Source organism: Alteromonas sp. 76-1 (assembly GCF_900654235.1).
Lineage (GTDB): Bacteria > Pseudomonadota > Gammaproteobacteria > Enterobacterales > Alteromonadaceae > Alteromonas > Alteromonas naphthalenivorans.
Map to the genome: position 1 here is coordinate 1,603,468 of NZ_LR136958.1, position 19,924 is coordinate 1,623,391.

At 43.6% G+C, this 19,924-nt stretch carries 19 protein-coding genes; 8 read left to right on the forward strand and 11 right to left on the reverse strand.

The genetic code is table 11. The annotated features are described in order from the left end of the window. Window positions 1-6 precede the first annotated feature (6 nt). From ALT761_RS06780 to rluB, 3 genes are read left to right on the forward strand one after another with little or no spacing between them, the layout of a single operon-like run. A complete protein-coding gene (locus ALT761_RS06780; protein WP_129737507.1) occupies window positions 7-819 on the forward strand; it encodes a segregation and condensation protein A in 813 nt (270 codons plus the stop codon). Window positions 820-821: 2 nt separating this feature from the next. Then, entirely contained in the window at window positions 822-1,466 is a 645-nt protein-coding gene (gene scpB / locus ALT761_RS06785; protein WP_129737509.1) for an SMC-Scp complex subunit ScpB, read from the forward strand. Further along, complete coding sequence (gene rluB / locus ALT761_RS06790) at window positions 1,459-2,355, forward strand: 23S rRNA pseudouridine(2605) synthase RluB (RefSeq protein ID WP_129737511.1); 897 nt, start codon at window positions 1,459-1,461, stop codon at window positions 2,353-2,355. Before scpB ends, rluB begins: the two co-directional genes overlap by 8 nt. Window positions 2,356-2,468: 113 nt before the next feature. Here the strand turns inward: rluB and ALT761_RS06795 are convergent, their stop codons facing one another. Further along, on the reverse strand, window positions 2,469-3,236 hold the full coding sequence (locus ALT761_RS06795) for a hypothetical protein (RefSeq protein WP_129737513.1): 768 nt from the start codon (window positions 3,234-3,236) through the stop codon (window positions 2,469-2,471). Window positions 3,237-3,460: 224 nt separating this feature from the next. On the opposite strand from ALT761_RS06795, the gene dkgB reads away from it, so the two are divergent. Next, on the forward strand, window positions 3,461-4,264 hold the full coding sequence (gene dkgB, locus ALT761_RS06800; protein WP_129737515.1) for a 2,5-didehydrogluconate reductase DkgB: 804 nt from the start codon (window positions 3,461-3,463) through the stop codon (window positions 4,262-4,264). Window positions 4,265-4,322: 58 nt separating this feature from the next. Here dkgB and ALT761_RS06805 read toward each other — a convergent pair whose 3' ends face one another. Together ALT761_RS06805 and ALT761_RS06810 are read right to left on the reverse strand one after the other, a co-directional pair. Continuing rightward, complete coding sequence (locus tag ALT761_RS06805; RefSeq protein WP_129737517.1) at window positions 4,323-4,886, reverse strand: sugar O-acetyltransferase; 564 nt, start codon at window positions 4,884-4,886, stop codon at window positions 4,323-4,325. 31 nt (window positions 4,887-4,917) lie between these two features. Next, window positions 4,918-5,589, reverse strand: a complete 672-nt coding sequence (locus tag ALT761_RS06810) for a DUF4097 family beta strand repeat-containing protein (RefSeq protein ID WP_129737519.1) — start codon at window positions 5,587-5,589, stop codon at window positions 4,918-4,920. A 528-nt stretch (window positions 5,590-6,117) separates the two neighbouring features. Between ALT761_RS06810 and arsC the strand changes: the two genes are divergently transcribed. Continuing rightward, window positions 6,118-6,534 carry an arsenate reductase (glutaredoxin) gene (gene arsC / locus ALT761_RS06815; RefSeq protein WP_129737521.1) on the forward strand — a complete coding sequence of 139 codons (417 nt, stop codon included), beginning with the start codon at window positions 6,118-6,120 and terminating at the stop codon, window positions 6,532-6,534. A gap of 3 nt (window positions 6,535-6,537) precedes the next feature. Continuing rightward, window positions 6,538-7,833 (forward strand): DUF445 domain-containing protein, encoded by a 1,296-nt coding sequence (locus ALT761_RS06820; RefSeq protein WP_129737523.1) that lies wholly within the window; start codon window positions 6,538-6,540, stop codon window positions 7,831-7,833. Window positions 7,834-7,916: 83 nt separating this feature from the next. Here ALT761_RS06820 and tmpT read toward each other — a convergent pair whose 3' ends face one another. The 8 genes from tmpT to ALT761_RS06860 form a co-directional block, all read right to left on the reverse strand. Next, window positions 7,917-8,561, reverse strand: coding sequence for a thiopurine S-methyltransferase (tmpT, locus tag ALT761_RS06825; RefSeq protein WP_129737525.1), 645 nt, complete (start codon window positions 8,559-8,561; stop codon window positions 7,917-7,919). Window positions 8,562-8,711: 150 nt separating this feature from the next. Then, window positions 8,712-9,068, reverse strand: a complete 357-nt coding sequence (locus ALT761_RS06830) for an outer membrane protein assembly factor BamE (RefSeq protein ID WP_057792766.1) — start codon at window positions 9,066-9,068, stop codon at window positions 8,712-8,714. Window positions 9,069-9,187: 119 nt separating this feature from the next. Next, window positions 9,188-10,873, reverse strand: coding sequence for a DNA repair protein RecN (gene recN, locus ALT761_RS06835; RefSeq protein WP_129737527.1), 1,686 nt, complete (start codon window positions 10,871-10,873; stop codon window positions 9,188-9,190). 96 nt (window positions 10,874-10,969) lie between these two features. Next, window positions 10,970-11,845, reverse strand: coding sequence for an NAD(+) kinase (gene nadK / locus ALT761_RS06840; protein ID WP_013784764.1), 876 nt, complete (start codon window positions 11,843-11,845; stop codon window positions 10,970-10,972). A gap of 79 nt (window positions 11,846-11,924) precedes the next feature. After that, window positions 11,925-12,692, reverse strand: coding sequence for a 3-hydroxybutyrate dehydrogenase (locus ALT761_RS06845; RefSeq protein ID WP_129737528.1), 768 nt, complete (start codon window positions 12,690-12,692; stop codon window positions 11,925-11,927). Further along, window positions 12,685-13,743, reverse strand: coding sequence for an extracellular catalytic domain type 2 short-chain-length polyhydroxyalkanoate depolymerase (locus ALT761_RS06850; protein ID WP_129737530.1), 1,059 nt, complete (start codon window positions 13,741-13,743; stop codon window positions 12,685-12,687). Before ALT761_RS06850 ends, ALT761_RS06845 begins: the two co-directional genes overlap by 8 nt. Window positions 13,744-13,815: 72 nt before the next feature. Beyond that, a complete protein-coding gene (locus ALT761_RS06855; protein ID WP_129737532.1) occupies window positions 13,816-15,114 on the reverse strand; it encodes an E22 family MetX-like putative esterase in 1,299 nt (432 codons plus the stop codon). Between the two features lie 12 nt (window positions 15,115-15,126). Beyond that, the gene (locus ALT761_RS06860; RefSeq protein WP_129740580.1) at window positions 15,127-16,422 is read right to left on the reverse strand and encodes a GntP family permease; all 1,296 of its coding nucleotides are present in this window, start codon (window positions 16,420-16,422) and stop codon (window positions 15,127-15,129) included. A gap of 273 nt (window positions 16,423-16,695) precedes the next feature. Between ALT761_RS06860 and ALT761_RS06865 the strand changes: the two genes are divergently transcribed. Both ALT761_RS06865 and ALT761_RS06870 read left to right on the forward strand, forming a co-directional pair. Beyond that, complete coding sequence (locus tag ALT761_RS06865; RefSeq protein WP_129737534.1) at window positions 16,696-18,990, forward strand: TonB-dependent receptor; 2,295 nt, start codon at window positions 16,696-16,698, stop codon at window positions 18,988-18,990. Between the two features lie 245 nt (window positions 18,991-19,235). Further along, complete coding sequence (locus ALT761_RS06870) at window positions 19,236-19,886, forward strand: response regulator (RefSeq protein ID WP_129737536.1); 651 nt, start codon at window positions 19,236-19,238, stop codon at window positions 19,884-19,886. Window positions 19,887-19,924: the final 38 nt, after the last annotated feature.

Consider the following 19,924-nt stretch of genomic DNA (forward strand, 5'->3'; position numbering starts at 1 on the left):
ATTCAGATGAGCAGTGAGCAATCGCCCATTCAGCAGCCGCTTCCGCTCGCATTTATTCATGGTGAGGCGTTGATAGAAAAGCCTGAAGACTTATTTATTCCGCCTGATGCGCTAGAAGTTATTTTAGAAACGTTTGAAGGGCCGCTCGACCTTCTGCTGTACCTTATACGAAAACAAAAATTCGATATTATTACCTTGCCGGTGGCGACAATCACTAAGCAATATATGGAATATGTCGATGCCATGATGTCGTTAAAGCTAGAACTGGCCGCAGAATACCTGTTGATGGCCGCTATTTTAGCCGAGATAAAGTCACGGTTATTGCTACCTAAACGTAGCAGCGATAGCGATGAGGAAGAAGATCCACGCGCTGAACTTATTAGGCGACTGAAAGAATATGAACTCGTTAAACAAGCCGCTGAAGATTTGGATGTTCAACCTCGTTTAGAACGAGACATATTTGATACCAATGTGTTAGCAGCCGACAGTGTTGCGCCAGTGCGAATTGAGCCTGAGGTGAGCCTGGCGGAAATTGTACTCGCGTTTAGTGGAGCAATGAAACGGGCGGCGGCATTTGAACATCATACAATTGCCCGTGAAGCCCTAAGTACACGTGAGCGTATGGCGATGATACTCAGTTTGATAAATGCCAGTGAATTTACACCACTTGAGGGGTTATTCACGGTGGAAGAGGGTCGCGCTGGTGTGGTGGTATGCTTCTTAGCTATTCTAGAATTGGTAAAAGAACAACTGATTTTTTGTATTCAGGCAGGTCCTTACGCCCGAATTCATGTAAAATTAGGCAGTAGCGTTGAGTAAAAATGAAAAAAATAAAAACAGCTCAATTAAAACAACTGGTTGAAGCCGCCATATTCGTTGCCGATGCTCCAGTGTCTATTCAGCAGTTGAGAGACACGGTGCTAAGTGACTTCACGGTAGCAGAGAGAACCTTAAAAACAGTCATTAATGAGCTAACCTTAGATTATCAACCTAGGGGTATACAATTAGTGAAGGTAGCCAGTGGTTACCGATTTCAATCTGTGGATGCGTTGAGTCCATGGTTGAGCAAACTATGGCAGGAGACTGCCCCAAAGTATTCCCGCGCTATGATGGAAACTTTGGCACTTATTGCCTATCGTCAACCTATTACTCGTGGAGAAATTGAGCAAGTAAGAGGCGTAGCGGTAAGCAGTAGTATAATGAAGACACTCACAGAACGAGAATGGGTAAAAGTAGTGGGGCATAAAGAAGTGCCAGGCAGGCCAGCTTTGTATGCTACCACCAGTACTTTTTTAGATTACTTTTCGCTTTCATCGTTATCGGAGCTTCCCAATTCCGATGCCTTTGATGAAATGGCTAAAAGTATTGATTCCACCTCGTCGCTTAAGGTGTTAAATGAGGCACCGTCTGAGGTAACAGACCGTGCGACCGAAAACAAGCAAATAAAGAGTGATACAAATGACTGAAAAGTTGCAAAAAGTACTAGCTAACCAAGGGCTAGGCTCGCGACGAGAAATGGAACGTTGGATAGAGCAAGGCCGCGTTTCTGTTGATGGTACATTGGCAACATTGGGCGACCGTGTTGACGAAACAGGCCAAATTCGTGTTGATGGGCATTTGTTGTCTCGTCAAACTGAACAGCCTGTATGCCGCGTTTTAATGTATAACAAGCCTGAAGGCGAGTTATGCAGCCGCCACGATCCTGAAGGGCGTGATACGGTGTTTGACCGTTTACCTGCTATTCGCATGGGCCGCTGGATTGCGGTAGGGCGTTTAGATATGAACACAAGCGGCCTATTGTTGTTTACCAACGATGGTGAGCTTGCAAACCGTTTGATGCATCCTAAGTGTGAAGTAGAGCGCGAATATGCTGTTCGTGTCTTTGGCGATGTAACGCATCAAACGCTAAATACCTTGAAAAAAGGTGTTCAACTTGAAGATGGCGAAGCTAAGTTTTTAAGTATCTCGGGTAAAGTCGCTCCTCCAGGCTCAGAAGAAGAAAGCATGAACCGTTGGTTCAACGTTACGCTTAAAGAAGGGCGTAACCGAGAAGTACGTCGTTTGTGGGAATCACAGGGTGTTCAAGTTAGCCGTTTGATACGGGTTAAATACGGGCCTATGGATTTACAGAAACGTTTACCTCAGGGAGCTTGGGTAGAGCTGGGTTTAGAAGATGTAAACTCACTACGGGACATTGTGCAACTACCTGAAGAAACACAAACCATGGTAGATGTACGCCAAGGCAAATTAGATCATGCACGTTTAAGCCGTATGCGTCGCTCTGTGAAAAAACACAAGGTACGTAAAGAGAATGGTGGTGTTAAAAAGCGGGTAGCAAGAACGCCTAAGCGTTAACAACAGTGTGAAATAGCAGATTCGAAAAAACGGGCATTGCCCGTTTTTTTTTTGCAGAATTATTTTGTATACACCTGTCTTAGCAATCGAACTTGCGCTCAACAGACATTACTTTAATGCAATGAGTCGCAATTAGTCCCGGCAGCAATACCATACTCTCGCGCTTTAGCATCTATTGATTCGCGGTTTTCAACAACATAGTGATTGAGTTTAGCGAGTACTTCTGGCTTAGACTGAGTAGAGATACGATACTTAACGCCGTCAGCAGGAACGTTCTTTGCGACCGACACTAAATCTTCGGGCAATCCCAACGATACCATTTCACTTTTAATCGTCGCAATATTCAAATCAATAGCATCCACTAATCCTTTCAATAACATGCGAGTAAGAATACGAACCGAACGCTCATTGGCGATAGTCAGCGTGCCTTCAGCCCGCCTTTCACGCCATTTGCTGGATGGGGTAAAGCCGTATAACAATCCAAGTTTAGTAATCTCATCCATTGTCATATCACTATTTTCTGTAAGCACAACCGAGGTATCGCATACGGTTATTAGCGCTTCACCGTAAATTAGGCCTGGGGTACCACTTTGGGTCCATCTAGGGTTATCAGGTAAGCGAAAATCAATGGCATTGTCTTCAAACCAGTGATTGAACCGTTGCAAGGGGAGGGGAATGAATTCAAACGAGATATTATGGCTGTTGCCAAAGTCGGTCATGATATCGCTTAACAATCCGCGATGTTGTGGGGTTGTAAAGTCCATCACGGGGTAATAATTCATAGCTTCAACACCAACTCGTAGGTGCTTAATTTCAGAAGATATAGCTAAGTTGCTGATAGGGAAGAATAAAAGTATCAGCAGAATAAAGCGGTTAAACATGAGGACTACAAGGTATATATTTAATGGTAAGCAGGATACGATTTAATTGCGTTATTTTCCACTTTTTAGTCATTTTCGATGCAGATGGGCGAACTTTTGTGAAGTTGTTAACGGTCTAAAAATGTAGATTAACTTTTCTCAGTAAATTCGATCTCCTCAAGGTTTGAGTGCGTAGGAACAACACATCAATGATTTGATAAACGTGCACAAAAAAGGAGACTGATATGAAAGATATGCCTCAGTTAGGAATGGGAACATTTCGTTTGGAAGGTGATACTGCACTTAATGCTGTAACCGATGCACTTGATGTAGGTTTCAGGCATGTAGATACCGCACAAATATACAAAAATGAGGAGCTCGTTGGCGATGCGATTAAAACCAGCGGCATTACACGCTCCGACTTATTCATTACCACCAAGGTATGGTACGAGTCTTTAAGTGAAGATAAGTTTATTCCTAGTGTTCACGAGAGTTTGTCGAAGCTAAAAGTTGAGTATGTTGATTTACTGCTTATTCACTGGCCTTACCCAGGTGATGACATTTCTTTAGAAGATTACTTGATGCGCTTGAAACAAGCTAAAGAGGTTGGTCTTACGCGCCATATCGGGGTGTCTAACTTCACAATAGATCAAATTGAACAGGCTGAGAAAATTCTAGGTAAGGGAGAGATTTACACCAACCAAATAGAGCTGCACCCGTTTATGCAGAACCGTCAAGTTGTACAAGCCTGCGAAGAGCGCGGTATCGGCGTAACGGCTTATATGCCATTTGCCGTCGGTGATGTAATGAAGGATGACACATTAAACGCTATAGCCGATGCGCATGACTCGAGTCCTGCTCAGGTGGTATTGGCATGGTTAGATAAAAAAGGGATTAACACCATTCCTTCTTCAACCAGCAAAGAGCACTTGGCGCAAAACTTTTCTTACACCGATATCTCACTTACAGATGATGATATTACCCGCATCGATGAACTAGATAACGGTGAGCGTATTGTTAATCCAGACTTTGCGCCTAAGTGGGATTAAAGGTTCGAGGGATTGACGCTAAGCTGGATTAATCGATATCTAGGTTAAGTAGGTATCGTTAACTTTCACCGTCAATATGCTTAATGATTTTGGCAGGATTACCGCCAATAACAACGTTGTCACCAAAGCTTTTGGTGACAACGGCCCCTGAAGCAACCACCACATTATTGCCTAAGGTAACACCTGGATTTATTACCGCCATACCGCCAATCCAACAATTGTGACCGAGAGTAATTGGCTTCGCGAACTCGATACCGGTTTGTCTAGATGTTGGATCGATAGGGTGTGTGGCAGTGTAAATACCTACTTGCGGTGCAATCATACAATTGTCACCGATAGTGACTTTAGCGGCATCCAATATGACGCAATTAAAATTAGCGTAAAAGTTTTCACCCACATGGATGTTTTCGCCATAATCACACTTGAAAGACGACTCTATGTATAGGCGTTTGCCCGTAGTGCCAAAAAGCGCCTTAAATTGACGAGTGCGGGCTTTGTGTTCTGTTTGACACGTAGCATTAAGCTCGTCCAATTTTATTCTGCAGGCCTTGCGTAATCCGGTTAACTCACGATCGCTAGGGTAGTAGAGTTCACCGGATAACATTTTCTGTTTTTCGTTCATGCCAATCTACATTTGGAATAATACCAAGACCTTACTTGCTAGATGAATAACTGACAATCACTTTTTCTTGTAGAGCGAGGTTAGCAATATCCATATTTACAGGGCGTTCAAGAATTATTGAGCCGCCGATAGAAACATCAGCGTCGATGGTGAGCTTAGGTTTTGTGCTATTTCTTTCCAGCCAGCCTTCATCACGCATCTTATAAATAATGTCGCCCTTAACTAAGGTATCGCCTTTAAGGGTGATGTCTCCATTCATACTTTCAATATTGTTCTCAACTACGCTGTCTACAATTTGAATATCACCATTAACCGTTTCTACGCTGCCTTGAATTGTACTTTGCTTTTCAATGTTTATATCACCGTTAACGGTTTCAATACTGTTAGTTACATGCAGATTCGATCCCGCATCAAGGTCGCCATTCACGATGTTGATTTCGTCAATGCGTACATGAGAACCTATTTCTACACCGCCGTTCACAACGCTAATATCTTCGGCCTGTGCATGATCTTCAATCGATACATTGCCATTGACCGAAGAAAGGTCGCCTACCGAGCGATGTTCTGCTACATCTACACTCCCAAACACGCTACTTATATCCTCTCCCTCTTGGGCACTGGCATTACCAACATGAATTACGCAGCCCGAAAGCAATGTTGTTGCTGCAAAAAATAGAGTGCTGGCAATAAGTGTTTTTTTCATCGTGAAGCCTTTTCAGTGTTGTTTAACGTTCTAAATTACTCATTAATGTATGTTTTTCTATCATAGAGCATGCCAAGATAAAAAAAATTTAATTATCAATGTGTTAATGGTTTATGTGTCATCTCTCAATCATAGTTTTTTATGACTTCACTAGATAATAGCGAAATACACCAATTGTTCGGCATTCAACTTATTTCTATTTGAATAGCTGAGCGCTCTAAAAGGTTGTTAATAAGGGTATCTTTGGTAACTAATCAAAAACCATAAGAATTGGACACACACTCGAATATGTCGGACACACACTTAAATCAAGCAGGTAGGACACACTCAAATAACAATAAATATGAATATGTAGGACACACACTTAAATGAGCAGTAAACAAACGCGACAGCCACTCAGTTGAGTTGACACACACTCAAATCAAGCAGGTTGGACACCCTCAAATGATAATAAATATGAAATATCATATGTGTTAAGCTGTTAATATCTAAATTCAGTAATTCACTTTTCCTACAAGGCCATAAATTATGATAGTTATTCACCATAACCCCGCCTGCGGCACATCTCGTAACGTGCTTAAAATTATTGAAGATGCTGGGTACTCGCCAATTGTTGTAGATTATTTAAACGAAGGTTGGACCCGTTCTCAGTTACTTGGTTTATTTGCAGCTGCGAACTTAACCCCTAGGCAGGCACTTAGGACAACAAAGTCACCTGCAGAAGAGTTAGGGTTACTGGATGAGTCTGTATCAGACGATATTTTGCTTGATGCTATGTTGGTACATCCAGTTTTGGTAAATAGGCCTATAGTTTGCACAGAAAAAGGCGTAGGGCTTTGTCGGCCTAGTGAAAAAGTACTCGACTTGCTACCTTCATGGCCATCAGGCCCTTATTTTAAAGAAGATGGTGAGCAAATATTAGATGAACTTGGTAAAAGGATGTAATTTATGCACGACAAACATTTGCAGTTAAAGCGAGCGAAGCAAAATGCATTAATTTGCTTGTTGATAGCCGCGGGTGTTTTCGTGAGTGCCATTGTCACGCAGGTGTATGTTCCGAGCTTGGCTAGTGCTAAATGGTTGGGGCTGATAAAAATGGCTAGTGAAGCTGCATTAGTCGGAGGCCTCGCCGACTGGTTTGCGGTAACAGCGCTATTCAAGCCCATACCTGCCCGGTATCCCATTCCTCATACCAATATTGTCGCGAGCAATAAAAAAGTGATAGCGCAAAATCTATCACTATTTGTTAAAGAGAAATTCTTTCATGCTAGTGCCATTGAAAATTTAATTGCGTCTAGTCAACCTGCAAAAGGGGCGGGGCGATGGTTGGAAGACCCTCAGCATGCGAAAAAATTAAGCCGATTTTTATGTGATGCACTCGCCGGTATTCTTCGCTTAGTGGATGACAAACCGGTTAAAGCCTTTATCGGCAAAACAGCTGAAAAAGGAATTAATCAACTCGACTTACAACAGCTGATAGCCACTGTGTTAAGCAGTATTACCCGAGAGCGTCATCATCAGCTTGTACTAGATAAGCTGCTAGGAAACGTTGCTAAATTAATGGGTGAGCCTGAGACGCAGGAATATATTGCCGCCACACTCATAGATTGGCTTAAAACAGAGCACAACCGTTTAGAAAAATTACTTCCCTCAACCTGGTTGAGTGAGCGGGGAGCACTTATTGCAGTAAAAGCGGTTTCTCGTGTACTTGATGACGTGTACGCCGATGATAATCACCCTTTAAGGCATGCGTTTGACGAGCAGGTAAGTGACTTTTTACACGAAGTGCAAACCAGTGACTCGATGGCGCAGCGTATTAATAATTATAAAGCGCAACTGGTTCATGATCCCGCCCTTAAAGCGTTTTTAAATAAAAGCTGGGTAGCGTTACATAGCCGGATGCTTGAATCTTTGAGTACTGAAAGCGGTAAAGCAGAAACGAAAGTGACACATTGGCTAAATGAATTAGGCCGTTCTTTAACCACCGATGAGCGCTTATCGAACGCATTCGACCGGCATATTGGTGAAGCTGGGAAGTACATGGCACCCGAGTTGGCAGACTTTTTAACCAAGCATATTGAAGACACTATCAATAGTTGGGATGAAAACGAGATGGCTGAGCAAATTGAGCTAAATATTGGGCGCGATCTTCAAAAGGTACGAATTAACGGCACCTTGGTAGGAGGCTTAATTGGCGCATTGTTATTTGGTCTAGAGCAAGTTATCGCACTTACGTCGCAATAGAGAATGTTGGGTTATGCGATGTTTTAGGTAATGACTAAAGAGGGAGCACGTTCTAAAGCCCGTGCTACCGCGCTTTAAACTTACTATTTTGCTTCAGGCTTTAGATTGAAGACTAGTGAGTCTGCCGCTACTTTACCTTTAAGGCCGCCTTCCAGCAGTTCACGTTCAAGCAGAGTAATAGAATAACTAGCGTTGTATAGACGAGCTACTTCTGTTTCGTCAACGCAAAACGGAGGGCCAGGAATGACGCTTTGGTCATAATCGAAGCTTATTAAAAGGATGGGGGCGCATTCGGTGATATCACAAATATGCGCTGCATATTTCTCGCGAAGCTCGGTAGGCAATGCAACCAATGCGGCTCTATCGTAAATGCCGGTTATGCCACCCAGTGTTTCGTTGGTTAAGTCAAAAATATCACCAACAAAAATACTTAGTGGTCCATTTTTAAATAGCTTAAGACTACCTAGGGTCGTGATCTCTGGCTCAATTTCCAATTCGGCAAATAGCTGCGTGATCGCAATTTCACTTAATTCGGCACCTACGACTTCGCAGCCGTTAGCAAGCAACCAATGAATATCCTTAGTTTTACCGCACAAGGGTACGAATACTCGCGGCGAGGTAGTAGCTAACAAGGTATCAGCATACTTAACTAAAAGTGCATTACCCTCAGGTTCATGGAAGCCAATTTCATTTTTATGCCACTTGCTGTGCCAAAAATCATGTTCCATCAATATATTCCTAAACGTGTGAGGGCTACAGATAAATCGAGGGGATAACTTGTCTAAAGCAACTTGTGTAAACCTCTAACAAGCAAGGAGCAATCTGTTAATAAACAAACGCTCCATTGCTATGTATGTGTTAGCACTTACTATTGCTATTTAACTGTCTAGCGGCGTATTGAAATCTTCAGACAGCTCAAAGTCACCTTCTACTGACGTTACTTTGCCGTCTTCAAATGTGATAACCATTTGCTTTTGGAAATCTTCACCGCGTTTTTTCATACCGCGCTTCATATCGTAAACGTAGTACCAGGTATCATCATCGAAAGAATCTTGTACTACTGGGTTACCAAGTACATAGATAACCTGTTCTTTAGTCATGCCGATGCGTAGTTTAGAAACGTCTCGTTGATCGAGAAAGTTACCTTGAGGCACATCAATACGATAAATCCAGTTAGAACAAGCGCTTGATGTAAGGGTTAAACCTAAAATTATTAATAAATGTTGCAACTTCATGCGTAAATCAGTCCAGTATTGCTTTTTCTTCGTTACCCAACAGCATAAAGGCGGGTGGGGTGCGTTAATGTAAGCACGAAGGCATGCTACATCGACATGTATGACCAATCAACTGCATTTTAGTTCGATTGCGCGCTTTTCAATAACTCTTTTGCGTTAGCAAGCGCCGACTTGGTTACTTTGTCGCCAGCTAACAAGCGCGCTAATTCGTCCACTCTATCTTGTTTCGTTAATGCCAACATTTGTGTTTCAGTACTTTCACCATCGGTAAGCTTAGTAACAAAGAGTTGGTTATGCGCTTGCGCAGCCACCTGAGGTAAATGGGTAACGCACATGACTTGTACCTGTTTGCCTAAACGGCGAAGCAACCCACCCACAATCGACGCGGTGGGCCCGCTAATTCCCGTATCTACTTCATCAAAAATCATAGTAGGCGTCGCATGGTTATCGCTGGCAATAACTTGAATGGCTAAGCCAATTCTTGAAAGTTCACCACCAGATACGACTTTATCTAGTTTGTCAGCTGCTTGGCCGGGGTTAGTAGAAACTTTAATTTCTACTGAGTCTTGGCCTAAAGCTGATGGCTTTTTAAACTCATCGTAATTAACTTCAATGGCTACCTTAGCGTGAGGCATGTTCATTTGATGAATCTGTGTTTCAATTTCACTAGCCAAATATTTTGCCGCATTTACCCTGTATTCAGATAACGCTTTCGTTTCCGTTAGATATTGCGCTTTAAGCACATCGACTTCATCTTCTAGTGTGGTTAACAAAGACTCTTGATCGCCTAGCGAAGCAAACTCAGTCGCTAGGGTTTGATGATGCGCAAATAATTCTTCGGGCATAACGCTGTGCTTGCGTGCTAATTCCATCGCTTTAGCGTACCGAGCTTCTACCTGCTGTAAACGAAGAGGGTCTATTTCTAGGTCATCGCAATAGTGGCGCAATTCCCCAGCCGCTTCTTCAACCTGAATGGCCGCTTCATTTAACAACACAAGAATAGGGCTTAAACTGGCATCGTGAGATTCTAGTTCGCCCAAACGGTCTATGCTATTTTGTAATATAGACAGTGCGTTGCCTTCGTCACTTTCGTACAAGTGATAAAAACTAGTTTGTGCTTGCTCTAGCAAACTTTGCCCATTGCTTAATCGCTTATGTTCAGTTTCGAGCTCTGAAAACTCACCGTCTTCTAAGGCAAATTCGTCTAGCTCTCTAACTTGATAAGTAAGCAATTGCAATCTGTCTTCACGCTGCTGAGCTTGTGCTTGTAGCTCGCTAAGCATTTTTTGCTTTTCACGCCATAAGGCAAAGTGTTGTTTTACATTTGAAAGGCTGTCTTTGTGGTTGCCCACAGTATCAACAAGCTGGCGTTGATAATCTTCTTTCAAAAGTTGAAGGTGAGTATTCTGACCATGTATAGCAAGCAAGTGTTGGCCTAAACCTTTCAATTGCTGAAGTGACGCGGGAATACCGTTAATAAAAGCTTTTGAGCGGCCTTCTTTCGATATAACTCTGCGGATAAAACAGCTGTTTTCATCCTCGTCAGAGGTGAGTTCATGCTCATCGAGATAGCGCTTTGCATTCGCATTTGTGGCCAATGCAAAATGAGCAATAATTTCTGCTTTAGACGCGTTGCTTCTTACGGCGTTGGCATCAGCTCGCTCGCCTAAGCACAAGCTTAAAGCATCAATGGCAATAGACTTACCGGCACCGGTTTCCCCAGTGATGGCAGTAAGCCCTTTTTCAAGATTAACTGACAGTTGCTTAACCACTGCAAAGTTACTAATAGAAAGATGCGCTAACATAACTATACTCGATGTTTATACAGTATGTGTAAATATATACAGTATTTTGCGCATGTAAAGAGGCGGGCTAAAATTAATTTATTTCTTCCGCTTTACTTAATAAAGCTTGCTACCCCAGCCTAACTTTTTACGAAGCACATTAAAGTAGCTGTAACCCTTTGGATGCACTAAATAAAGTTTATCTTCACTTTTGTTAATGCGTATTTCATCGCCTGGAAGTACAGGGAGTACAATGTGGCTGTCGCAGCTTATTTGCAATGAGTCGCTGTTAACCTTCGATACTTTCATCGACACTTGGCTATCGGCGTCTACCACAATCGGTCTGCTGCTTAGTGTGTGGGGAAACATAGGAACAAGTGTAAGCGCATCAAGCTTAGGCATGATGATAGGGCCACCTGCCGATAATGAGTAGGCGGTAGAACCGGTAGGCGTCGCAACAATTAGTCCGTCAGAGCGTTGGCTGAACACAAATTGGTCATCTATATAAATTTCAAATTCCATCATGTGCGCCACTTTTCCGTGGTGAAGCACCACTTCGTTCACTGCGGAATTGCTACTTTTTAGTTTCTCATGACGATACACACCCACATCTAATAAAAAACGTTTTTCAACTACGCATTCACCTTCAAAAATAAGATCAAGTTGCTGAACAATTTCATCAGGGTGGATATCGGTTAAAAAACCCAAGTTGCCTCGGTTTACGCCTACTACATGGATATCAAAGCGTGCCAATACCCTTGCTGCACCTAGCATACTGCCATCACCGCCTACTACTACGGCAAGGTCGGCTTCTTTACCAATAGTCACTAAGTTGCATGCGCGATGGTTATCACTTTCTAATTCTTTTGAAATACTCTCTTCAACCAATAATTCACAGCCTTTTGCGGTGAGGTATTGAGCCAATAGATTTAAGCTGTCGTGCGTAGCAGCGTGTTGAGGTTTACCAATTAAAGCAACGGTTTGATAGGGCATGTGGTGCTAATGTGTTTTCCTTACTGATGTCAGGACATTAGCACAGATATTTTACGAATGGAAAGGCTTAGCGTAACGTTTATCGGGCTGTCCAGCCGCCATCCAGTACCATGGTTTGGCCGGTAATATTGCGTGCACTATCCGACATTAAAAATGCCGCTGTGTCGGACAACTCATCTACGCTAATAAATTGCTTTTTAGGCATGGGCTCAAGCATTATTTTGTTGATCACTTCTTCTTCTGTAAGGTTGTTTTCTTTAGCCTGAGAGGCAATCTGCTTTTCGACCAACGGTGTTTTTACATAAGCAGGGCATAGAGTGTTGATGGTGACATCACAGTCGCCGGTTTCAAGAGCGATAGTTTTAGCAAACCCCAGCAGGCCATGTTTCGCTGCCACATAAGCTGATTTATAAGGGGATGCCACCAGTGAGTGAATTGAACCGACGTTGATAATTCGCCCAAAGTTTTGCTCGCGCATGTTAGGTAAAAACGCTTGGGTTAAAAGCGCGGGTCCAACCAGCATTATATTAATTAGTTGCTGCCATTTTTCAGGCGGGAAGTCTTCAATGCGCGAGACGTGCTGAATACCGGCATTGTTAATTAACACATCTACTTTTTGCCCTTTGAGCAAGTCAGGTAAAGCGGCTACTTGCTGTGCATTGCAAACATCAACTTCAATAGCGCTGGCACTGCCACCTTCTTTTAGAATATCGCTCGCAGCACGCTGTGCCGCTTGTTCGTTAATATCGGCAATAATCACATGATGTCCCGCTTTCGACATTGCTTGTCCTATACCAAAGCCAATACCGCTTGCGCCACCAGTTATAAATACGGTTCGCTTAGTCATTATTTACAGCTCCTGTATTGGTCGTTGTTTTATTGATAGTGCCTGTGTTAATGCCTTTAATCATATTGGCCACAGCAGAAATTTGCGCACCTTTTCGATTTGCATAATCATCTGAAGTGTATCCCCACCAATCCCAGCAACCTTGGGGGTTTAATGGCATAAATAACGATTTTTTAGTTTGCGGGTACAACACAACGATATTGTTATCATCGGCCCATCGGTTGATACCTGTTTTGGTTACATAGCTATTGCCAACTACTTCGGCATATTGATTACAGCCATGAAAACTAATATGTAAGCTGCACGATTCACCTGATGCACAGTTTTCGGGTACAAAAACAAACCCTTTTTCCGCCAAGGTTTCGCCATCGCTGCCCGCAAGTTTTTGCTGAGAAATAGTGTAAACCTTGCCTGAAACCGAATCATCGGGCGTGGTTAAGTTGGGCAACAGGTGGTTCAACATATTACCCGCAGCATCGTAATTACAGTTACCAATAAAAGGGCTTTCTGAAACGCCGCAATTACTGCCTTTATTCAAGGTAGGGAAGTGGTGTGCTGCAGGTTGATCATTCACGTATACAATATTTTGAGTGTCTGTCCAACTTTGGTATTGGCGGTACAGTAAATCGCTGGCTTGTGACGTTACACGCACGTCGTTTGTGCCATGAAATAACCATACTTTGGCATCTTTGAGGCCCGTTAAAGGCGCAATGCTGTCTTCGCTTGCATAGTCTACAGCAACGCTTGAAAGTGCCTCTAAATTGATTGGCGTATCTACCTTATTCACGCACTGGTTTAATGCAGTGGTGATGTCATTTTGCGCACAATAATACGGCCCGGCAGCAATGATGCCTGCACCCTTTACCCAATCACTGTGTGCAATATGAAATTGCGTCGCCATGTATCCGCCAGCGGAAAGGCCAGATACCGTAACTTTCTCTACATCAAGACTTAGCGGTGGTAGACCATCGTCTGCATTAGCTGCGTTGGATAACGCTACGCCGCTGTATAGCGCACAAACGCTGGCCAGTATTTTATAAGTTGTTTTCATAACAGATTCCTACAGTTAAATGCTTAGTCTGCTGCTAAGCATTGCACTTATTTAAACGGTTCTTTTTAGTATCTATAAAGCGCTGGCAAGAAACGCGGCAATACGCTCGCCTTCGGCTTTTACATTCACAATGCCTTCAAGGTGTCCGAAGGGGCCATTTAGTGTTTCCAGTTCACTTTTTTTCCCCAACTGCTTGAGTTGATTGTGCGTTGATTCTGCTAAATAGGGCATAAGCAACAAATCAGTGGATGCCGGTAAGAACAAGGTTTTAGCTTGAATTTGCTTAAGTCCTGCTTCCAGGTTATTACCATGGCCTGCTAAAAATAATTGGCAGGCGCGAACTAAATAAAGAAGATGATTAGCATCCATTTTTTCAGCGCGCTGACGAGCACGGCTTTCTAACCATTTCACAATAGAGTGCTGAGCATTAATATTCTCTAATGGCGCTTGCTCCACCGCTTGATAGCCTAGCGTTTTACCTTGCTGGTTAAAGTACGTAGGGTACAAGGCATCTTGGGTGATCAACATCAAAGAAGCCACTAACCCTTCAGTGGGTTGGTTATGTCGAGCGTAACTACCTTGTTTCCAGTTAGCATCTAATCGAATAGGCGTTGCCCAGTGCGAAAGGGCAGCGGTTGTCCACGCATCGCTTTCACCCGTGCCAATAACCGATATCATTCTTGGCACCCAGTCGGGGTAAGCACTAGCCCAGTCGATAGCCTGCATCGACCCCATAGAAGGGCCAACCACAGCATGCAGTCTCTGTATGCCTAAGCTTTCAAGTAACGCCTTTTGCACATTCACGAAGTCACGGATTGTCACCACGGGGAAATCTAGCCCCCACGGTTTATCGGTTTCTGGGTTGATAGTAGCAGGGCCGGTAGTAATAACGTGCTCATCGTAGGCGTTTAAATTCACTAAACTGTCTACACTTATAACATAATAGATATCGGTATCGATGGCTTTGCCAGGGCCAATTAACGCATCCCAGTAGCCTATATTAGGGCTTGCATTACCCTGAGAGCTTTCATATACACCAGCGGCATGCGATGTGCCCGAAAAGTGGTGGGTAACAAGAATAACGTTGCTTTTGTCTGCATTTAATTGCCCGTAGGCTTCCCAACCCACTCTCACGTTATTAATGGTTTTGCCACCAAATGTGGTGAAGCTTTCTATTGAGAACATTTCTTTCTTCGTAATAAGCGTTGGCTTATTGTTTTCTGGAGCATTTGCATCAGCAGTATTGGCGGTGTTGACAGACTTCGCGGTGAGATCTGAAGCTGAATTGGCCACATTAGCACTGCACGCTGTTGTAGTAACTAATGAAAAAGCCAGCAAAGCACAATATAAAAAAGCTATTTTTAGTTTCATGGAAATCCTTGTCTAAAACACGCTGAATAGGCCAATGGCAAGGGCGAGCCCTATAACCGGTACTACTACCGTCAATGCTGCAACGGCACCATAGGCTGCCTTATGGGTTTCATGACATATGGCGCGAATTGTGGTGACAACATACCCGTTATGAGGCAGTGAATCTAGCGCACCTGAAGAGATAGAAACAATACGATGTAATTGTTCTGGCTGTACGCCTTGGTCAAGATAATGCGGTGCAAGTAGTGGCAGTGCGATAGCTTGGCCTCCTGAAGCCGAGCCGGTTAAGCCTGCTATTACGCTAATCGCTATAGCAGCGCCAATTAACTCGTTACCAGGGATTTGCGTCATTAAAGCTACCGTTTGCTGAAATGCCTCGGTGTTTTTAGCTATAGCGCCAAACCCTACGACTGCCGCGGTATTGCCAATTGCGACCAGTGCCCCCGTGGTGCCGGTGTTTATCGCCGCTTGTAAATTGTGAAAGTGGGCGCGGTTTATAATAAGCAAAGTAAGTACGCCTCCCCCTAAGGCTACAATAAGCGCAAGTTGCGCTAGAGCTTCATGTAAAAAGAGGGAAATACACAGCACCACAAGCAATGGAATAATGCCTGTGAGCGGGTGAGGGTAGTCTCGTTCGCGTATTTCAGGATCGGTAATACGCGCTTCAAACTCCTCGCCATTAGCTATCGCTTTGCGGATCATTTTCGCTAGCCACCAGTAGCCAAGCACTGCCATGAAAATAGCAACCACTAAGCTTACTTCCCATGCAGCAAAAGGTGAGGTGCCCAAATACTTAATAGGGATCCAGTTTTGGATTTCTGGTGAGCCGGCAGAGGTCATCGTAAAGGTGACTGAACCAAAGGCCATGGCTGCGGGAATAAAACGGCGCGGCAAGTTTGCGTCTTTAAATAAGCTTACTGCCATAGGGTAAACCGAGAAGGCGACAACAAAAACGCTCACGCCCCCGTAAGTTAAAATAGCGCAAGCCAGCACCACTGCCAACACGGCCTGTTTGTAACCAATACGTTGTATTATCCAACGAGAGACCGAATCGGCAGCGCCACTGTCTTCCATGAATTTGCCAAATAAAGCACCAAGCAAAAACATAAAAAACCATGCGGCGATAAAACCTGAAAACCCACTCATGTAGGTTTCCACAAAGTTTATATCACCAATAAAAACAGACATACCGTTGGTTAACGCCACCACCAGTGCACACAAGGGGGCTGCAATGAAAAGGTTCATTCCCCGAATGGTTAACACAATTAATAACACTAGTCCGCCTACCAGACCCATCATACTTAACATCATTGTTTTTCCTTAAAAATCTGTGACCGCAGATTCTCCAGAACAGTTAAGTTTATGTTTATATTGTGTTTATATGGATTTTAGTCATGGCTTTTCACATCAATAAATAATTGGTGAAGTCATGTCCTAGGGCTAAAGTGTGGCGGTAGTGGCGCTAAATTCCCATAGTACGATGGTACTACATACGACGAGGGTAAAATTACCTAGAGTAAAGTTCGACCGCAGGCATTACATCCGACAGTAACGATAATTTAGAACTAAAAAGGACACATTATGTCACTCACTTCACACATGCAGCGTTACCCTCGCTCTATCTGTGCAGCTGCTGTTGCGAGCGCACTGTTAGTTTCACCCACTACGTTCGCTCAAGATGCAGATGCTGACGATAAAGGTAAACTAGAACGTATTGAAGTTACCGCACGAAAAACCGTTGAGTCATTGCAGGAAACCCCTGTGGCCATCACATCAATTGGTGCGGTTGAATTAGCCGAAAAGGGCATTAGCGTACTTACCGAAGTACAGCAGTTCTCTCCAAATACTACGTTGCAAACCAGCCGTGGCACGAATTCTACCTTAACCGCTTTTATTCGTGGTTTAGGTCAACAAGACCCGCTTTGGGGATATGAGCCTGGCGTAGGTATTTACGTTGATGATGTGTACATTGCTCGCCCACAAGGTGCGGTACTCGATTTGTTAGATGTACAGCGCATTGAAGTACTACGTGGGCCGCAGGGTACGCTTTATGGTAAGAACACTATTGGTGGGGCTGTTAAATATGTCACCAAAGAAATGTCAGGGGAAACCCAGTTAAATGTGCAAGCTACCCTTGGTAGTTACAGCCAGCGGGATCTTAAGGTCACAGGGCAAATCCCATTAATAGAAGATACGGTGTATTTGGGTGTAGGTTACGCTAATTTAAACCGCGACGGCTTTGGCGAATACTTAGTCAGCGCATTAGACGGCCAAGATAAAGAAAACTATAACAAAGATTTATGGGCTGCCCGTCTTACCTTAGAAGTACACGCTAGTGATGATTTGTTTTTCCGCTTCGGCTGGGATAAAACCGAAGATACCTCAAACGCAAAAGGTGGCTATCGTCTTATCCCCAGTATTCTAACCGACGCGCCAGTGCCTGATTCAAAGTTCGATTCGTACACCAGTCTACCTACTTGGAATAAAGTAGAGCTTGAAGGGTATAACTGGCTAGCCCGATACAATGTAAGCGATAATTTAGAACTTAAATATATAGGCTCTCATCGTGAAAGCTACTCGACTACGAATATTGATTTTGATAATACGGCATTACCTATCTTTGATGTACCGGCCGAATATGATGACAGCAATGACACCCATGAATTGCAGCTAAATTATACGGGAAATAGCTACTCGCTCGTTTCTGGCTTATATCTTTATGATGGTGAGTCATGCGGAAACTTCGATGCAGTATTAGGTGTATTAGGTGTGGCGCTAGGCGCACCGGGTTTAACACGTGAAGTGAGCGGCTGTAACAACTCGGAAAGCTGGGCTGCTTATGCGCAATTTAATTACGACATCAACGACAAACTTTCTCTCTCACTCGGAGCCCGCTTCACTGACGAAGAAAAATCGGCAACGGTAAATAACGGCTTAACCTTCGCCAATGTATACCCTTCTACCGATTGGATTGATGGCTATGTTCGCCCTGATGGTGACTTAGTGCCTCAAGTGCTCGGCACAGACAGCGACGGTGATGGTGTTTTTGAAGGACCTGCGGTAGAAAGCTGGTCACGCTTTACGCCACGAGTTGGCGTGGAATACCAAATGAACCGCGATACCCTGTTTTTTGCGAGTTATTCGCAAGGCTTTAAATCGGGCACCTTTAATCCACGCGCTACGGTAAACGAGCCAGGAGTTGAACCCGAAGTAGTTGATAGTTACGAAGTGGGCATGAAAAGCGATTTGAATGATGCATTGCGATTGAATGTGACGTTATTCTCGTACGACCATTCAGATCGACAATATATTGGTATTGAAGGTGATTTAAGCGACCCAACTGCACTTGATCAAAGGTTACGCAACGCGGCAGAAACCGCTGCAAAAGGTGCAGAAGTAGAAATGACATGGGTAGCCTCTGATAACTTACAATTTGATGTGGCTTACGGGTTTATCGATTTTGAAATTAAGAAAAATAATGCAGTCCCCCCCCTTATTGGTTTGGCTAGCACACCTGAAAATACACTGAACATTGGTGCTAATTATCTTCTAGAAACTGGTTTTGGTGATATTTCATTTAATGCTAACTATTACTACCGTGGTGACTATTTATTATTTGAAACTAGCGATCTAATTGAGCAAGACGCCTATGGCATGGTGAATTTAAGCGCGCGTTGGGAAAGTGTAGAAGGCGATTGGTATGCAGGCCTTCATGTGAAAAACCTAACCGACGAAGAGTACTTGGTGGGTGGATATGACTTTGTTACTCGAGACGAAGACGGCAACTTTGGACCGGGCTTAGGCGGTGACACCACACTGATTGGATATTATGGAGACCCACGTACAGTTCACGTTACGCTAGGTTATCGTTTTTAGTCGCGGTAAGCCGTAATAAATAGCGTATGTATTAGCGCAATATCGCACTAGTTAGATGTACAAATAATATAAAATAGCGATAAAAAGAAGGCCGGAATGAGAGTTCCGGCTTTCTTGTTTGTTTTTAACTTCACCCCGCTTCTGCATTTACCCACATCAAGGGCGGCTATTAATGCTGGGCATTTGTAACTATCATGTTATTATGTTTTTAACATTTTCATTACAACATTGCGGTAGATAATAAAATGAAAATACGCGTACTTATTGCAGATGATCACCCCTTGTTTCGAGCGGCAATGTGCCAAGCCCTTGGCGACATTGTAGGGCCTCTTATATTGCAAGCATCTACGCTGAATGAAACCCTTAGTCAGCTTGAAGCTAACCCAGATATCGATTTGGTATTTTTGGATGTGAAAATGCCAGGTAATGATGGCTTGATAGGGTTATCTGAAGTGCGGGCACGATTTCCTGACGTATTGGTGGTAATGGTGACGGCCATTGAAGATACAAACCTTATTCGTAAGGCGCTTGCTTTAGGTGCGTGCGGTTTTATCCCTAAATCGGCATCTATAGAATGTATAGCCGAGGCGGTTGAACGTGTGATAGATGGCGAGCAGTGGCTCCCTGAATCGGTAGCGAATCTTAATGATGATGCGACCGAGACAGAGACTAAAACTGATGATTTTAGCGTTAAGCTAGCCATGCTCACGCCTCACCAATTGAAAGTACTTCGGATGGTGGCAGACGGGCTGTTAAATAAGCAAATCGCCTACGAACTGGATATCTCTGAGTCTACTGTGAAACAGCACGTTTCAGCGGTATTAAGAAAATTGAATGTTATTAATCGAACAAAAGCAGGTATTGCCTTTAAACATGCTATGGCTGTGCATGAATAGGCCTAAGCGATTATCTAAACAAGCCGATTTTAACTAAC

Coding starts and splice junctions, on each gene's coding strand:
- ALT761_RS06780 (WP_129737507.1), top strand. CDS start 7: ATGAGCAGTGAGCAATCGCCCATTCAGCAGCCGCTTCCGCTCGCATTT.
- scpB (WP_129737509.1), top strand. CDS start 822: ATGAAAAAAATAAAAACAGCTCAATTAAAACAACTGGTTGAAGCCGCC.
- rluB (WP_129737511.1), top strand. CDS start 1,459: ATGACTGAAAAGTTGCAAAAAGTACTAGCTAACCAAGGGCTAGGCTCG.
- ALT761_RS06795 (WP_129737513.1), bottom strand. CDS start 3,236: ATGTTTAACCGCTTTATTCTGCTGATACTTTTATTCTTCCCTATCAGC.
- dkgB (WP_129737515.1), top strand. CDS start 3,461: ATGAAAGATATGCCTCAGTTAGGAATGGGAACATTTCGTTTGGAAGGT.
- ALT761_RS06805 (WP_129737517.1), bottom strand. CDS start 4,886: ATGAACGAAAAACAGAAAATGTTATCCGGTGAACTCTACTACCCTAGC.
- ALT761_RS06810 (WP_129737519.1), bottom strand. CDS start 5,589: ATGAAAAAAACACTTATTGCCAGCACTCTATTTTTTGCAGCAACAACA.
- arsC (WP_129737521.1), top strand. CDS start 6,118: ATGATAGTTATTCACCATAACCCCGCCTGCGGCACATCTCGTAACGTG.
- ALT761_RS06820 (WP_129737523.1), top strand. CDS start 6,538: ATGCACGACAAACATTTGCAGTTAAAGCGAGCGAAGCAAAATGCATTA.
- tmpT (WP_129737525.1), bottom strand. CDS start 8,561: ATGGAACATGATTTTTGGCACAGCAAGTGGCATAAAAATGAAATTGGC.
- ALT761_RS06830 (WP_057792766.1), bottom strand. CDS start 9,068: ATGAAGTTGCAACATTTATTAATAATTTTAGGTTTAACCCTTACATCA.
- recN (WP_129737527.1), bottom strand. CDS start 10,873: ATGTTAGCGCATCTTTCTATTAGTAACTTTGCAGTGGTTAAGCAACTG.
- nadK (WP_013784764.1), bottom strand. CDS start 11,845: ATGCCCTATCAAACCGTTGCTTTAATTGGTAAACCTCAACACGCTGCT.
- ALT761_RS06845 (WP_129737528.1), bottom strand. CDS start 12,692: ATGACTAAGCGAACCGTATTTATAACTGGTGGCGCAAGCGGTATTGGC.
- ALT761_RS06850 (WP_129737530.1), bottom strand. CDS start 13,743: ATGAAAACAACTTATAAAATACTGGCCAGCGTTTGTGCGCTATACAGC.
- ALT761_RS06855 (WP_129737532.1), bottom strand. CDS start 15,114: ATGAAACTAAAAATAGCTTTTTTATATTGTGCTTTGCTGGCTTTTTCA.
- ALT761_RS06860 (WP_129740580.1), bottom strand. CDS start 16,422: ATGTTAAGTATGATGGGTCTGGTAGGCGGACTAGTGTTATTAATTGTG.
- ALT761_RS06865 (WP_129737534.1), top strand. CDS start 16,696: ATGTCACTCACTTCACACATGCAGCGTTACCCTCGCTCTATCTGTGCA.
- ALT761_RS06870 (WP_129737536.1), top strand. CDS start 19,236: ATGAAAATACGCGTACTTATTGCAGATGATCACCCCTTGTTTCGAGCG.